General features: G+C 70.7%; 13 protein-coding genes and 1 pseudogene. All 14 read left to right on the plus strand.

Annotation, left to right across the window (positions count from 1 at the left end; all coding sequences use genetic code 11):
• Nucleotides 1-110: 110 nt before the first annotated feature.
• Nucleotides 111-1919: an anaerobic glycerol-3-phosphate dehydrogenase subunit GlpA gene (gene glpA, locus OQF71_RS06635; RefSeq protein ID WP_280586626.1), complete on the plus strand. Its 1809-nt coding sequence runs from the start codon at nt 111-113 to the stop codon at nt 1917-1919.
• The gene (glpB, locus tag OQF71_RS06640) at nt 1919-3298 is read left to right on the plus strand and encodes a glycerol-3-phosphate dehydrogenase subunit GlpB (RefSeq protein WP_280586627.1); all 1380 of its coding nucleotides are present in this window, start codon (nt 1919-1921) and stop codon (nt 3296-3298) included. The genes glpA and glpB overlap by 1 nt, the downstream gene beginning before the upstream one ends.
• Entirely contained in the window at nt 3295-4788 is a 1494-nt protein-coding gene (locus tag OQF71_RS06645) for an anaerobic glycerol-3-phosphate dehydrogenase subunit C (protein WP_280586628.1), read from the plus strand. Before glpB ends, OQF71_RS06645 begins: the two co-directional genes overlap by 4 nt.
• Before the next feature lie 166 nt (nt 4789-4954).
• The gene (locus OQF71_RS06650) at nt 4955-5956 is read left to right on the plus strand and encodes a hypothetical protein (protein ID WP_280586629.1); all 1002 of its coding nucleotides are present in this window, start codon (nt 4955-4957) and stop codon (nt 5954-5956) included.
• A 102-nt stretch (nt 5957-6058) separates the two neighbouring features.
• Nucleotides 6059-7504: a CRTAC1 family protein gene (locus OQF71_RS06655; protein WP_280586630.1), complete on the plus strand. Its 1446-nt coding sequence runs from the start codon at nt 6059-6061 to the stop codon at nt 7502-7504.
• A 92-nt stretch (nt 7505-7596) separates the two neighbouring features.
• Nucleotides 7597-7785, plus strand: a complete 189-nt coding sequence (locus OQF71_RS06660) for a hypothetical protein (protein WP_280586632.1) — start codon at nt 7597-7599, stop codon at nt 7783-7785.
• Nucleotides 7786-7916: 131 nt separating this feature from the next.
• Nucleotides 7917-8642, plus strand: coding sequence for a ribosome assembly factor SBDS (locus OQF71_RS06665; RefSeq protein ID WP_280586633.1), 726 nt, complete (start codon nt 7917-7919; stop codon nt 8640-8642).
• A 115-nt stretch (nt 8643-8757) separates the two neighbouring features.
• On the plus strand, nt 8758-9264 hold the full coding sequence (locus OQF71_RS06670; RefSeq protein WP_280586634.1) for a YbaK/EbsC family protein: 507 nt from the start codon (nt 8758-8760) through the stop codon (nt 9262-9264).
• Between the two features lie 167 nt (nt 9265-9431).
• Nucleotides 9432-10448 carry a zinc ABC transporter substrate-binding protein gene (locus tag OQF71_RS06675; RefSeq protein ID WP_280586635.1) on the plus strand — a complete coding sequence of 339 codons (1017 nt, stop codon included), beginning with the start codon at nt 9432-9434 and terminating at the stop codon, nt 10446-10448.
• 106 nt (nt 10449-10554) lie between these two features.
• Nucleotides 10555-11295 (plus strand): metal ABC transporter ATP-binding protein, encoded by a 741-nt coding sequence (locus OQF71_RS06680; RefSeq protein ID WP_280586636.1) that lies wholly within the window; start codon nt 10555-10557, stop codon nt 11293-11295.
• Nucleotides 11295-12332, plus strand: coding sequence for a metal ABC transporter permease (locus OQF71_RS06685; RefSeq protein WP_280586637.1), 1038 nt, complete (start codon nt 11295-11297; stop codon nt 12330-12332). The genes OQF71_RS06680 and OQF71_RS06685 overlap by 1 nt, the downstream gene beginning before the upstream one ends.
• Before the next feature lie 98 nt (nt 12333-12430).
• Complete coding sequence (locus tag OQF71_RS06690; protein ID WP_092562464.1) at nt 12431-12715, plus strand: hypothetical protein; 285 nt, start codon at nt 12431-12433, stop codon at nt 12713-12715.
• Between the two features lie 85 nt (nt 12716-12800).
• Nucleotides 12801-13235, plus strand: a complete 435-nt coding sequence (locus tag OQF71_RS06695) for a DUF393 domain-containing protein (protein ID WP_280586640.1) — start codon at nt 12801-12803, stop codon at nt 13233-13235.
• Nucleotides 13232-13460: pseudogene (locus tag OQF71_RS06700) on the plus strand (GIY-YIG nuclease family protein); the annotation flags it as partial. The gene OQF71_RS06695 and the pseudogene OQF71_RS06700, both read left to right, overlap by 4 nt.

Here is a 13460-nt window from a genome sequence, read left to right on the forward strand (position 1 = left end):
TATAAACAAATCGCTTCTGCCAACGCTTGCACCACTTGAACGTCCCTGATAGTTATGCGAACCCGCAAGGAGGAGGTAAAGTAAAGTGTCCGGCGTCCCAGCGGTTGGCTATGGACCAACAGGTGGACGTCGTGGTCGTCGGCGGCGGGTCGACCGGCTGCGGCGTCGTCAGGGACCTGGCGCGACGGGGGCTCGACGCGGTGCTCGTCGAGAAGGGGAACCTGACGCACGGCACGACGGGACGGATGCACGGGCTCCTCCACAGCGGGGGTCGGTACGCGGTCTCCGACCAGAAGAGCGCGAGGGAGTGTATCGAGGAGAACCGGGTGCTCCGCGACATCGCCGCCCACTGCGTCGAGGAGACGGGCGGGATGTTCGTCAAGCGCCCGGAGGACTCCGAGGAGTACTTTCAGGAGAAGCTGGAGGGGTGCCGCGCGTGCGACATCCCCGCCGAAGTGATCGACGGCGAGGAGGCCCGCCGCCGAGAGCCGTACCTCGCTCGCGACGTCGAGAAGGCGATCGCGCTCCCCGACGGCGCGGTCGACCCCTTCCGGCTCTGCGTCTCCAACGCGGCCGACGCCCGCGATCACGGCGCCCGGATCGAGACGCACGCCCCGGTGACCGACGTGCTCGTCGAGGACGGCGAGGTCGTCGGCGTCGAGATCCAACACGAGACCGGCCCCGGCAAGCAGGTCCACCGCGAGCCCGGGACGACCGAGGAGATCCGCGCGCGCCACGTCGTCAACGCGACCGGCGCGTGGGCCGGCAACGTCGGCGAGATGGCCGGCGTCGACGTCGAGGTGCGCCCCTCGAAGGGGGTGATGACGGTGATGAACACCCGGCAGGTCGACACCGTGATCAACCGGTGCCGGCCGAAGGGCGACGCCGACATCGTCGTACCCCACGAGACGGCCTGCATCCTCGGGACGACCGACGAGGAGGTCGACGACCCCGAGGACTACCCCGAGGAGGAGTGGGAGGTCGACCTGATGATCGAGACGCTCTCGGAGCTCGTGCCCGCGCTGAAGGACGCTCGGACGCTGCGGTCGTTCTGGGGCGTCCGCCCCCTCTACGAGCCGCCCGGGACCGGTACCGAGGACCCGACGGACATCACGCGAGACTACTTCCTCTTGGACCACGGCGACCGCGACGACCTCCCCGGGATGACGACCATCGTCGGCGGGAAGCTCACCACCTATCGCATGATGGCCGAGTCCATCTCCGACCACGTCTGTGACACCCTCGACCACGAGGCGACCTGCGACACCGCCGACGTGCCGCTGCCGGGATCGGAGAGCGAGGCTCGGATGGAGGAGCTCATGGACGAGTTCGGCCTCCGCTCCCCGGTGGCCCGCCGCTCCGGCCAGCGGCTCGGATCGCGCGCGGACGACGTGCTCGACGAGTACGACCCGAACCCGGTCGTCTGTAACTGCGAGGGGGTCACGCGCGCCGAGGTGCAGGACGCGATCGGCGATGCGGGCAGCGACCTCAACGCGGTCCGGCTCCGCACCCGCGCTTCGATGGGCAACTGTCAGGGCGGCTTTTGCAGCCACCGCATCGCCGCCGAACTGGCACAGGAGTACCCGGAGCCCGTCGTCCGCGACGCCGAGGACGAGCTGTATCAGGAGCGCTGGAAGGGCCAGCGCCACGCGCTCTGGGGCCGCCAGCTCTCGCAGGCGATGCTGAACCACCTGCTGCACGCGACGACGATGAACCGCGACGGCGACCCGGCGAACCTCGACGCCGCGGTCGACTTCGGCGCCTTCGACGCCGGTTCGCCGGGCGGCCCGGCCGAGTCCGACGCCGGTGGCGGCGGCGACGCCGGAACCGCCGCCACCGACGGGGGACGCGCAGACGACGACGCGGCCACGGATGGGGGCCGCGCAGACGACGACGCGGCCACGGATGGGGGTCGCTGATGGCGATCGACAGCGACGTCCTCGTCGTCGGCGGCGGGCTTGCGGCGATCACGGCGGCGATCTCGGCGTCCCGCGAGGGCGCCGACGTGCGGCTCGTCTCGCACAAGGCGAGCACGCTCCGGCAGGCTTCCGGACTGATCGACGCGCTCGGCTACGTCCCGGCGACGGAGCCCGCGAAGCCGCTCCGCGAGGGGCCCCCGACCGCGGGCCGAGAGCTCGACCGCGACGAGTGGCCCGACCCGGAGGGCCCCCTCGCGGACCCCTTCGAGGGGATCGACCGGCTCCCCGAGACGCACCCCTACCGGGTCGTCGGCGCCGACGCGCTCCGCGAGGGGCTGGACCTGTTCGACGAACTCGCGGGCGACGCGTACCGAGGGGGCCACACCGACCGCAACGCCCTCGTGCCCACCTTCGGCGGGACCGTCAAGCCGACCGCGCGGTACCCGGCCGCCGCGGAGGCGGGGCTCGCGAGCGACGACCGGCCGGCGCTCATCGTGGGGTTCCGGTCGCTGACCGAGTACGACGCGCGGGCGTTCGCGGGTCGGCTGGAGGCCGCCGGCGTCCCGTTCGACGTCGCCGGCGTGGAGGTAGAGTTCGCCGAGGCGTTCCGGGCCGACGCGAAGGTCACACGGCTCGCGAAGGCGCTCGACCACGACGAGGCGATCGACGGGGTCCCCGCCCGCGAGGCGCTGGCGAAGGCGGTCGGCCCCCACCTCCACGACGTGATCGACGAGGCGGGCGGCGTCGACCGCGTCGAGCGCGTCGGCTTCCCGGCGTTCCTCGGCGACGACCGCGGCGACGAGGTCCGCGCGGAGCTCGCGGACCGGCTCGGCGCCGACGTGTTCGAGATACCGATGGGACCGCCGAGCCTTCCCGGACTCCGGCTGGAAGACCGACTTTTCGACGCGCTCGACGCCGAGGGCGTGAAGTTCGAGACCGGCAACCCCGTTGTCGGGATCGAGACCGAGACGGACGGCCGGGTCGAGACGGTCGCGGTCGACCGGAAGGGCCGGGAGACGCCGTACGGCGCCGACGCCTTCGTGCTGGCGACGGGCGGGCTCGTCGGGAAGGGGCTCGACTCGGACCGCGAGGGCGTCCGCGAGCCCGTCCTCGACCTGCACGTCGAGCAGCCCGACGACCGCTACGAGTGGTTCGTCGACGACGCGTTCGGCGACCAGCCGTACGCGCGCTTCGGCGTCCGCCCCGACGAGCGCGGGCGCCCGCTCGACGGTGACGGCGGCGCACAGTACGCGAACGTCTTCGCGGCCGGCGGGGTCGTCGGCGGCGCGGACGCGGCGCGAGAGAAGTCCGCGAGCGGGGTGTCGCTCGCGACCGGCCTCGTGGCCGGGCGGCAGGCGGCGACGGAGGCAACACAATGACACGACACACGGATGACGGAGACGGGAAGGACGCGAACGGAGCGAACGGTACCGACGGAGAGCGCGGCGGCGTGAGCGAGCCGTCGACCGGCCCCGGCGTCCCGGAGACCGGCCGCGACGAGCAGCCGTCGATCTTCGTCCCCGACGACGGATCGGGCGGGGAAGCCGCCGCCACCGACGGGGGCGTCGAGAGCGCGACCGGCGGCTCCGACTCGGCGGAGCTCGACCCGGGCGCGTACGACCCGGTCGACGTCTTCCCCGGCGGCGACCTCGACCTCCGCGAGGGGGCCGACTCCTGTTACAAATGCACGAGCTGCGACACCTCCTGCCCGGTCGCCGAAGTCGACGACGAGTTCCCGGGCCCGAAGTTCCAAGGGCCCGAGCAGTGGCGGCTCAAGCGCAAGGACGACCACGACATCGACGAGTCGATCACCTCCTGTTCGAACTGCATGCGCTGTGACGACGCCTGCCCCTCCTCGGTGCCGCTCTCGCAGATGCACAACGAGGCGCGCGGCCAGTTCGTCGAAGCGCAGATGGAGAAGCTGTCGGTGGAGTACGTCCGGAACCGCATCCTCGCGAACTACCGCACGTCGGCGCGGCTGGCCAGTATGTTCCCGCGGACCGCCTCGTTCGCGATGAACTTCGGGCCGGTCCGGTGGGCGATGGAGAAGACGCTCGGGATCCCGAAGGAGCGCGACTTCCCCGAGTTCGCCACGGAGACGTTCCGCGAGTGGTGGAAGGCCCGCGGCGGCGCGCAGGTTGAGAGCTCGGACAAGCGCGTGGCGTACTTCCACGGCTGCTACTCCAACTACAACACCCCCGAGGTCGGCAAGGCGATGGTCCGCGTGTACGAGCACTTCGGCTACGAGGTGATGGTCCCCCCGCAGAAGTGCTCCGGCACGCCGATGTTCGCGAACGGGATGCTGAAGGACGCGCGCCGACACGCGGAGACGAACGTCGAGAACATGGTCGAGGCGATCGGCGAGGGGGCTGACGTGATCGCCTCCTGTACCTCGTGTTCGCTGTCGCTCAGACAGGAGTACCCCGAGCTGTTCGACATCCACGGGATCGAGGACCTCTCGGAGCACACCTACGAGGCGTTAGAGTACCTCCGGATCCACGAGGACTTGGAGGGCGAACTCGCTGGGACGAAGCTCGCGGACGAGCAGTCGTTCGCCTACCACGCGCCGTGTCACGCCCGCAATCAGGGGCTCTCCCGGCAGGCCGTCGAGACGTTCCGCGACGTCGACAACGTGACCATGGAAGACGTCGGCGACTCCTGTTCCGGCATCTCGGGCACCTACGGCTGGAAGGAGGAGAAGTACGAGAAGTCGATGAAGATCGGCGAGGAGATGTTCGAGCACATGGAGGACGCCGAGGGCGACGTGGGGATGACGGAGTGCCCCACCTGCGCGATGCAGATGGAACACGGCACCGGCTACGAGATCAAACACCCGCTTCAGCTGCTCGAAGAGACGGTCGCGGCCTGATCGCGTCACGCCCGATTCTCGCGTTTCGATCGGCGCGGCCGGCTTCCGGTCCGCGGCACCGTCCCCGCCCCGGAACACCCCGACAGCACGACGCCGACATCTCCGTTTTTCAACCCGGATAACCACAGACGAACGTTTATTCGTCGGAGTTCCGGAGTCGTCGCACGTGGCTCTCGAACAGCTCCTCGATCGATTCGACGGGGTCGAGCGATCTATCGTGGTCGTCAACCGCACCGACCCCGATCCCGTTCTCAACATGCTCACCGACACGTTCGGCGAGAACGCGGTGGAGGTGGCGGACGAGAACCTCGCGGGCGACGCCGATACCGGATCCGGTCGCGTCGGGGTTCGGTCCGACCGCATCGACGCCCGATCCGACGGAGCGGCTGTCGCCGGCGGGGCGGGGCTCTCCGCCGAGCGGCTGACGATGCGCTCCGCGGACGCGGACGAGGAGCTGGCGATCGACATCGACGCGCTCCGGCGGAACGACGCGGTCCCGTTCGACGGCGACGACCCCGAGTCGGTGGAGAACCTCGTGCTGCTCATTGAGGGCGACGAGGTCGTCGCCGGTTCGACGCTCTCCGAACTCGGGGACGCGGTGCTGTTCGTGAACTCGGACCTGTACGTCACCGGGAGCCGGACGCTGGACGACGTCGACCTCCCGTCGGTGATCAGCCGGCTCAGCGACACGACCTTCACCCTCCGCGGCTACCCGGAGTCGAACCGACAGAAGCTCCTCCTCATCACCATCTCCCGGTTCATCGAGCGCACCGCGTGGATGGCCGGCGACGGGACGCTGCGGTCGTCGTTCCAGCGGCTCTCGCGGATCGACGACGAGGCCGGGACGCGCGAGGTGTACGAGAGCGTGGCCGACGCCGGCGTCGACACCCACCTGTACGGAGTGCCGGACGACGTGCCCCGCGGCCTCGACGCGGTGATTCACGGGGGCGAAAAACGAGATTTCATCCGTAGCTGGTTCGTCGTATATCGTCCCCCAGCGGGGCCGCAATCGGTCGTCGACGACGCGGGCCCGGACCTCAAGCGCGGCATCGAGGGCGGGGTCGGTCTCTTCGCCGTCGAGGCGGAGCCGCGGGTCTGGCGCGGGATGTGGACGTTCGACACGGGGCGAGTCCGCGCGCTGAACCGCTACATCGAGCGGAATCTGTAACGTCGACGAAACGTAGCCAACGCGGGTCGCGAACCCGTCTGTCTCTCTCGCGGACCGAATCCAACCCGTGAGTTCATATTCTCCGAGCGGTGACGGGGGAGCATGTTCACGGAGCGGTCCGACCTCGTCGGCGACGACGACCCGATCCGCGGGTACGGCGTCACCGTGACGCCGGGGCGAGACGGACCGCTCGTTTTCGTCGCCGGGTACGGCGAACCGAACCGGCTGTACGCCCGCGACGGCGACCGCCTCGTCGACACGGCCTGCGGCATCGTCGCCGACGGAACCCGCCACGGGATGGGCGTCTGCGCGGCCGATCTCGACGCCGACGGCTGCGAGGAGGTGTACGTCCACAACTGCACCAAGGGCGTCGACGGCGGCGGCGACCCCGACCTCCTCTTGAGCCGGCTCGAATCGGACGGCTACCGCTGGACCGACGTGTTCGCGCTCGACGTGAACGCGGACCGCCTCGACGTGCGCGCCGGCCGGTCCGTCGCCGCGCTCGACCGCCTCGGGACCGGTCGGTACGGGGTCGCCGTCTCCGGGTACGCCGCGCCCCTCGCGTTCTACGAGCTCGGCGACGACGGCGAGATCACCGACATGGCCGACGCCGTCGGGCTAGAGGTCGACGGCGGCTGCCGGTCGCTGCTCGCGGTCCCGCACTGCTCCGGCGCGGGCGACCTGTTCGCGGGCGTCGAGCGCGGCCCGAACCGGCTGTTCCGGAACGAGAACGGTCACTACGACCCGACCGGCGGAGGCGCGCTGGCCGACCCCGCGGGCGACACCCGCGGCGCCGCCCTCGTCGACGAGGGCGGGACGTTCGCGTTCGCGGTCGGCAACGAGAACGGATCGAACCGCCTCCTCCGTCACACGCCCGCCGGCGGGTTCGAAGACGTCGCACCGCCGGCGCTCACCGAGCCAGACCTCGTCCGGACCGTCGTTGCGGCCGATTTCGACAACGACGGCCGCGAGGAGCTGTTCTACAACGTCTCGGGCGAGCCGAACCGGCTCTACGAGCGGGTCGGCCGGGACGGGTCGAACGCGGGACCGGACGCCTCCCGCTGGCAGCCCGTCGACCCCGGATCCGCCGCCGATCCGGACGGTTTCGGAACGGGCGCGGTGGCGGCTGACCTCGACGGCGACGGCGTTTTGGAGCTCCTCGTAGTCCGCGGCGAGGTCGCCGCACAGCCGATCGCGACCTACGAGGTCCCGGGCGCCGCCGACGCCGGGTGGCTCCGCGTCCGGCCGACGACGCGTCACGGGGCGCCCGCCCGCGGCGCCGTGGTCAGACTGGAGACGACGGCCGGGACCCAGCGCCGCACCATCGACGCCGGCGGCGGCTGCCTCTGTCAGACGGAGCCGGTCGCGCACTTCGGGCTCGGCGGGGCGACGCCGCGTCGGGCCGTCGTTCGGTGGCCAGACGGCCGCGAGCGCGTTTTGTCCGACCCCGCGCCGGACGCGGAGATCACGGTCGAGCACCCCTCGAAGCGGCAGTTGTCGCCGAGCGAGAGCGGCCGTATCCGCGGCGACCGGTCGCTCGGGCGGTAGACGGCGGCGTCGACGTCGACGGCGAACCGCAATCGCCCGGCCAGAACTGCCGCCCCTCGCAGGTTCAAGTGTCCGGGGACGCACGGACGGGTATGGTAGATCCGACTTCCGACCTCGAGGAGGACGTCGACGAGGAGTCCGCGCCGCGCTGCGTGACCTGCGGGGGGCCGGCGCTGGGCGTCGGTCGCCGAACCGTCACCTGGGTCGACGGCGCCGACGTCGTACATCGACACTTCTGTTCGCAGGCCTGTCGCGACGACTGGGAAGACGAGCGCCCCTAGGCGGACGGCCGACCCGAGTGATCGGCGGATCGCGCGGACTCGGGCTCAGCGGACCCGGGCTCAGCGGACTCGGGCTTGACGAACAACCTCTCGCGGGAGGCTTTTTCAGTACGGGGGTGGTATCCGCAGGTATGATATCGCTCGACGAGGCCGTGACGGCCCGACTTGAGTCGCACGGCGAACGGTTCGAGGTGCTGATCGACCCCGACGCGGCACTCGCGATGAAACGGGGGGAGTTCGAGGGCGACCTAGAGGACGTGATCGCCGCCGAGGACGTGTTCGAGAACGCCTCGCGCGGCGACCGCCCGACCGAAGAGGACTTAGAGACCGTGTTCGGTACGACCGACCCGCTTTCGATCATCCCCGAGGTCGTCGAGCGCGGGGAGATCCAGATCACCGCCGAGCAGCGCGAAGAGATGCAAGAGCGGAAGCACAACCAGCTCGTCACCACTATCACCCGCAACGCCGTGAACCCGCAGATGGACGACTCCCCGCACCCGCCCGAGCGGATCGAGCGCGCGCTGGAGGAGGCGGGGTTCCAGATCGACCCGATGGAGCCCGTGGAGAACCAGGTCGACGACGCGCTGGAGGCGCTCCGCCCCGTCATTCCGATCCGATTCGAGGAGGTGACGATGGCGGTCCAGCTCCCCGCGGACTACGCTGGCTCGGGCCAAGCACAGATCCGCGAGTTCGGCGATCTGGAGCGCGAGGAGTGGCAGAACGACGGCTCGTGGGTCGGCGTGCTCACCTTCCCCGCCGGCTTACAGAACGACCTGTACGACCTCGTCAACGAGGTCACCTCGGGCGAGGGCGACGCCCGCGTGATCAAGGACAAAGACGAACTGCGAACGCGGTAGGGTCGGCGCGTCGCGGGCGCGCCGACTGTTGCGCCCGGACCGACCGCCTTCTGACCGACCGTCATACGTGCCGGGGCCGGGAGCTTCATGCCCCGCGGCTGACCTCTTCTCCGGCATGCACGAGCGCGCGGCGGAGTTCGCGGCACGGGTGCGGGACAGGTACGGCGTCGACCTCGACGTGCTGGAGTTCGACGCCGGCACGGAGACGGCGGCCGCGGCGGCCGACGCCGTCGGCTGTGACACCGCGGCGATCGCCTCCACCATCGTGGTGTCGCTCTCGGACGGGGACGGCGACACCGACGACGGGACCGACGGAGACCGCCTCGTCGCCGCGATCACCAGCGGCGCGAACCGGCTCGATCTGGACGCGGTCGCGGCCCACTTCGGAGCGGCGGCGGCGGCGATGGCGGACCCGGCGCGCATCCGCGAGGCGGTCGGCTGGAGCATCGGCGGCGTCCCCCCGCTGTGTCACGACGCCGCGCTCCCGACCGTCTTCGATCCGACGCTGGCCGAGTACGACACCGTGTACGGCGCGGCGGGGACGCCGAGTGCGGTGTTCGCGATCGACCCCGAGCGGCTCGCGGCGCTCGCGAACGCGACGACCGTCGATCTCACCGAGTGAGGGCGATCGGCGGCGCCCCCCGCTTGCGGCGGTCGACAGCGTCCTCGACCACGACGGTCGACGGCCCGCCCGCCGTTGTTAACTCCCCCCGCTCTCCGCGACCTGTTTTATTAATTTAGAGTTGTGAAATAACAACTTTTTACTATTAACGGCCGAAAGGGATCGGTATGAGCCACTCACGTCGGTCCGTGCTGACGCGCGGGGCTGGCCTGTTGGCCGCCGGAGCGGCGACCTCGATCGCCGGCTGTTCGGGCGCCGCGGACGGGGAAGCCGCCGGATTCGACGGCGGCTATGCGGCCTTCTTCACCCTGAACGACTGGGCGAACGAGGTCGTCGGCGACCGCGCGAGCTTCGAGAATCCGGTCGAAGTCGGTCGGCTCGGGCACGGCTGGACGCCCGACGGGACCCTCGCGGCGGACGTCGCCTCGACGGACGCGTTCGTCTATCTCGACAGCCTCGAGTTCGCGTGGGCGCAGGACCTCGCCGCGACGCTCGAAGCCGACTACGACTCCGTCGCGGTCGTCGACGCGCTCGCCGACGTCGGGGACGACCTCCTCGACTGGGACCGCTCGCACGAGGGCGAGGGGGAAAGAGACGGACACGAGGGAGAGGGGGACGAACACGACGAGGACACTCGGGACGACCGCCAGTACGATCCCCACGTCTGGGTCGATCCAGTCCTCGCGGCGCGGATGGTCGAGACCATCGCCACGGGGTTGGGTGAGGCCGACCCCGAGAACGCCGACGCCTACGCCGCCAACGCGACCGCGTACGGGGAGGAGCTCGCCGCGGTCGACTCCGGGTTCGAGTCGATCGCCGCGGACGCCGACCGCGACGTGGCGGTCATCGCGGGGCACAACTCCTTCCAGTACTTGGAGGCGCGCTACGGGTTCCGCCTCCACTCGCCGGTCGGCGTCTCGCCGCAGAACGAACCGAGCCAGAGCCAGATCGCTGACACCATCGAACTGGTGAACGCGGCGGGGATCGACACGGTCCTCTACGACCGCTTCGAGTCGACGACGCTCGCCGAGACGGTCGTCGAGAACAGCGACGCCACGGAGATGCGGGCGGTCAGTCCGGCCGGCGGAACGACCGAGGAGTGGAACGACGCCGGCTACGGCTACCTCGAGCAGATGACTGAGGTCAACCTCCCGGCGTTCGAGCGGGCGTTCGGGGTCCAATGACCCGACTCCTCAGCGCGTCGCCGGTCGACCGCCACCTCGCGGGCGACGGCGACGAACGAGGAGTAAAAGAGCTAAAGCCTCGGGCGGTTCAGACACGAGACACGCAGTGACCGCAATCGTCGACCTCGACGGCGTGACGTTCGCTTACGGCGACACCGTCGCCGTGAGCGACGTCTCTCTGACTGTCGAGGAGGGTGACTTCCTCGGGCTCGTCGGGCCGAACGGCTCCGGGAAGACGACCCTGCTCCACCTCATGCTCGGGCTCCACGAGCCCGATGAGGGCACGGTCGAGCTGTTCGGTCGGCCGATCGACGAGTTCGACGACGGCGGTCGGATCGGCTACGTCTCACAGCAGGCGACGAGCCGCGGCGGGTCGATGCCCGTCACGGTCCGCGAGTGCGTCACCATGGGCAGGTTCGCGCACGCCGGTCGGGGGCGGCTCGCCGACGCGGACCGCGCCGCCGTCGACGACGCCATCGAGACGGTCGGGATCGGCGACCTCGCCGACCGGCTCGTCACCGAGCTGTCGGGCGGCCAGAAGCAGCGCGCGTACATCGCCCGCGCCCTCGCGAGCGACGCCGACCTCCTCGCGCTCGACGAGCCGACGGTGGGCGTCGACGCCGAGTCGCGCGACGCCTTCTACGCGCTGCTCGACGAGCTGAACGACGACGGGATCACCATCATCCTCATCGAGCACGACATCGGCGTCGTCACCGACCGCGCGAACCGCATCGCCTGTATCAACACCGAGCTGTACCACCACGGCGACACCGAGTCGTTCGTCGAGAGCGACGCCCTCGCCGAGGCGTACGGCGCGACCGGCCAGGTCGTCCACCACCACCACTGATGAGCGGGGCATCGCCGACGAGCGGCCGAGAACTTCGCCGAACTGCGGAGCTCGCCGGGATCGGCCTCACGGCGGTCGTCGCGGTCGCGATGCTCGCCTTCCTCCTCCTCTACTGGGCGCAGGGCCTCCCCGTCGCCGGCGACCTGTACGCCGCGTTCCGGTCGCTCGGACGGGGCATGGACGCCGCGTTCGGGACGAACGTGTTTCGCCACCCGATCATGTGGCAGTCGATGGCGGTCGGCGTGCTCGTCGGCGTCGTCGCGCCGCTCGTCGGGTCGTTCCTCGTCCACCGCGAGATGGCGCTGATCGGCGAGACGCTGGCGCACACGGCGTTCGCCGGGGTCGCGATCGGCATCCTCGTCAACGCCTCGACCGGGTGGGACAGCTCGCTGCTGCTCGTCGCGCTCGTCGTCGCGATCGCGGGGGCGCTCGCGGTCCAGTGGCTCACCGAGCGCACCGAGGCGTACGGCGACGTGCCGATCGCGATCATGCTCAGCGGGAGCTTCGCGGTCGGCACCCTGATCGTCAGCTACGGGCGCGGGCTGACGGCGATCAACATCGAGGGGTACCTCTTCGGGAACCTCGCGGTCGTCACGGCCGAGGGCGCGCGACTGATGGGCGCGCTCTCCGTGCTCGTCGTCGCCGGGATAGCGCTGACGTACAAGCAACTGCTCTTTATCACCTTCGACGAGCAGGCGGCGCGGGTCGCCCAGCTGAACGTCACCGGCCACAACACGCTGCTCGTCGTGCTGACCGCGGTCGTCGTCGTCGGCGCGATGCAGGTGCTCGGCGTCATCCTGGTCGCGGCGATGCTCGTCGTCCCCGTCGCGGCCGCCTCGCAGGTCGCCCGGAGCTTCCGCGAGGCGACGTACCTCTCGGTGATCTTCGGTCAGCTCTCGGTGCTCGGCGGCTTCGCCGTCTCGATCGGCCTCGGGCTCCCCTCCGGCGGGTCGATCGTCGTCACCGCGATCGCCGTCTACCTCGCGACGATCGCTCTCTCCGGCTTCTCGGTGACGGCCGTGTCCGCGCACGGGTAGTCCCGGAAGCGACGGCGCGACGGTCGATACCGAGCCGCGTGTGCGCCCCCGGCGTGCGCTTTCCACAGACCCTTATATCCCGACCGCCAGTTGACGGTATGGGAGAGACGGAAACCTACACGATCACCGGTCCCGACGGTGACGAGGAGTCGTTCGAACTGCCCGCCGGTCTCGTCGACGTGCTCAGCGAGCAGGGCGAGCAGGGCACCCGCGTCGTCAGCGACGTCGTGGTGCAGGCGATGGCCCAGCAGGCGCACGTCATCGTCCACCACAGCGAGGGCGACGTGCCCGAGGACATCGCGGAGATGAACGAGACGGCCGCGGAGCTGTTCGAGGAGCGGTTCGGGCAGTCGCTCGAGGACGCGCTCGGCCACTCGCACTGAGACGCGCCCGCGTTTTCCCCCGCTTTTCGCACCCGTTTCCCGGGCCGGCCGGCCGCTTAAGCCGGCGCGGGACGTACGTTCGTCCATGAGTTCCGACTCGGACGCGCCGGTGCTGATCTTCGACGGCGACTGCCCGTACTGCTCCGTCGCGGCGCTCGCGCTCCGCCGGCTGGAGGGCGTCGTCGCGGTGCCGTGGGAGGCCGATCCGGTCGGCCCGTTCCTCGACGCGCAGTTCGGCGCGCGCCCGTTCGCGATGGTGTTCGTCGACCCGCGCGAGCGTCGGGTGTACGCCGGTCGGTCGGCGGCCGAGGAGCTCGCCGACCGCGCGGGCACCCCGGGGATCGTGGGCGGGCTCGTCCGCGACAACTACGACCGGATCGCCGACGTCGTCGGGACGCTGTCCGGCCGCGGCCGCGATCCGGCCGACGTCCACGAGGTGTATCGCCTCACCGACGCCGCGAGCGACCTCGTCGAAAATCTCCGGCCGGCCGCGAGCGACGCGCCGGAGGCGCTGTCGTGAGCGGGGACGGAAGCGGGGGAAGCGACCCCGAGGGCGACGCGTCGCTCGGAGACTCCGGCGGCGGCACGTACACGCTCCTCGTCGACCTCGCGGCTCCCGCCACGGTCGCGGTCGGCGCGCTCGGCGAGCACCGATTCGACGCCGGCGTCTACGCGTACACCGGCAGCGCGCTCGGCGCGGGCGGGTTCTCGCGCGTCGACCGGCCCCGCGGGCCCGCGCGCGGCG

The organism is Halorubrum sp. Boch-26 (assembly GCF_029889805.1).
Classification (GTDB): Archaea; Halobacteriota; Halobacteria; order Halobacteriales; family Haloferacaceae; genus Halorubrum.

Excerpts from the sequence above, each read along its gene's own strand:
- OQF71_RS06695 (WP_280586640.1), top strand. The coding sequence starts at position 12,801 with ATGAGTTCCGACTCGGACGCGCCGGTGCTGATCTTCGACGGCGACTGC.
- OQF71_RS06645 (WP_280586628.1), top strand. The coding sequence starts at position 3,295 with ATGACACGACACACGGATGACGGAGACGGGAAGGACGCGAACGGAGCG.
- OQF71_RS06665 (WP_280586633.1), top strand. The coding sequence starts at position 7,917 with ATGATATCGCTCGACGAGGCCGTGACGGCCCGACTTGAGTCGCACGGC.
- OQF71_RS06670 (WP_280586634.1), top strand. The coding sequence starts at position 8,758 with ATGCACGAGCGCGCGGCGGAGTTCGCGGCACGGGTGCGGGACAGGTAC.
- OQF71_RS06660 (WP_280586632.1), top strand. The coding sequence starts at position 7,597 with ATGGTAGATCCGACTTCCGACCTCGAGGAGGACGTCGACGAGGAGTCC.
- OQF71_RS06685 (WP_280586637.1), top strand. The coding sequence starts at position 11,295 with ATGAGCGGGGCATCGCCGACGAGCGGCCGAGAACTTCGCCGAACTGCG.
- glpB (WP_280586627.1), top strand. The coding sequence starts at position 1,919 with ATGGCGATCGACAGCGACGTCCTCGTCGTCGGCGGCGGGCTTGCGGCG.
- OQF71_RS06655 (WP_280586630.1), top strand. The coding sequence starts at position 6,059 with ATGTTCACGGAGCGGTCCGACCTCGTCGGCGACGACGACCCGATCCGC.
- glpA (WP_280586626.1), top strand. The coding sequence starts at position 111 with ATGGACCAACAGGTGGACGTCGTGGTCGTCGGCGGCGGGTCGACCGGC.
- OQF71_RS06690 (WP_092562464.1), top strand. The coding sequence starts at position 12,431 with ATGGGAGAGACGGAAACCTACACGATCACCGGTCCCGACGGTGACGAG.
- OQF71_RS06675 (WP_280586635.1), top strand. The coding sequence starts at position 9,432 with ATGAGCCACTCACGTCGGTCCGTGCTGACGCGCGGGGCTGGCCTGTTG.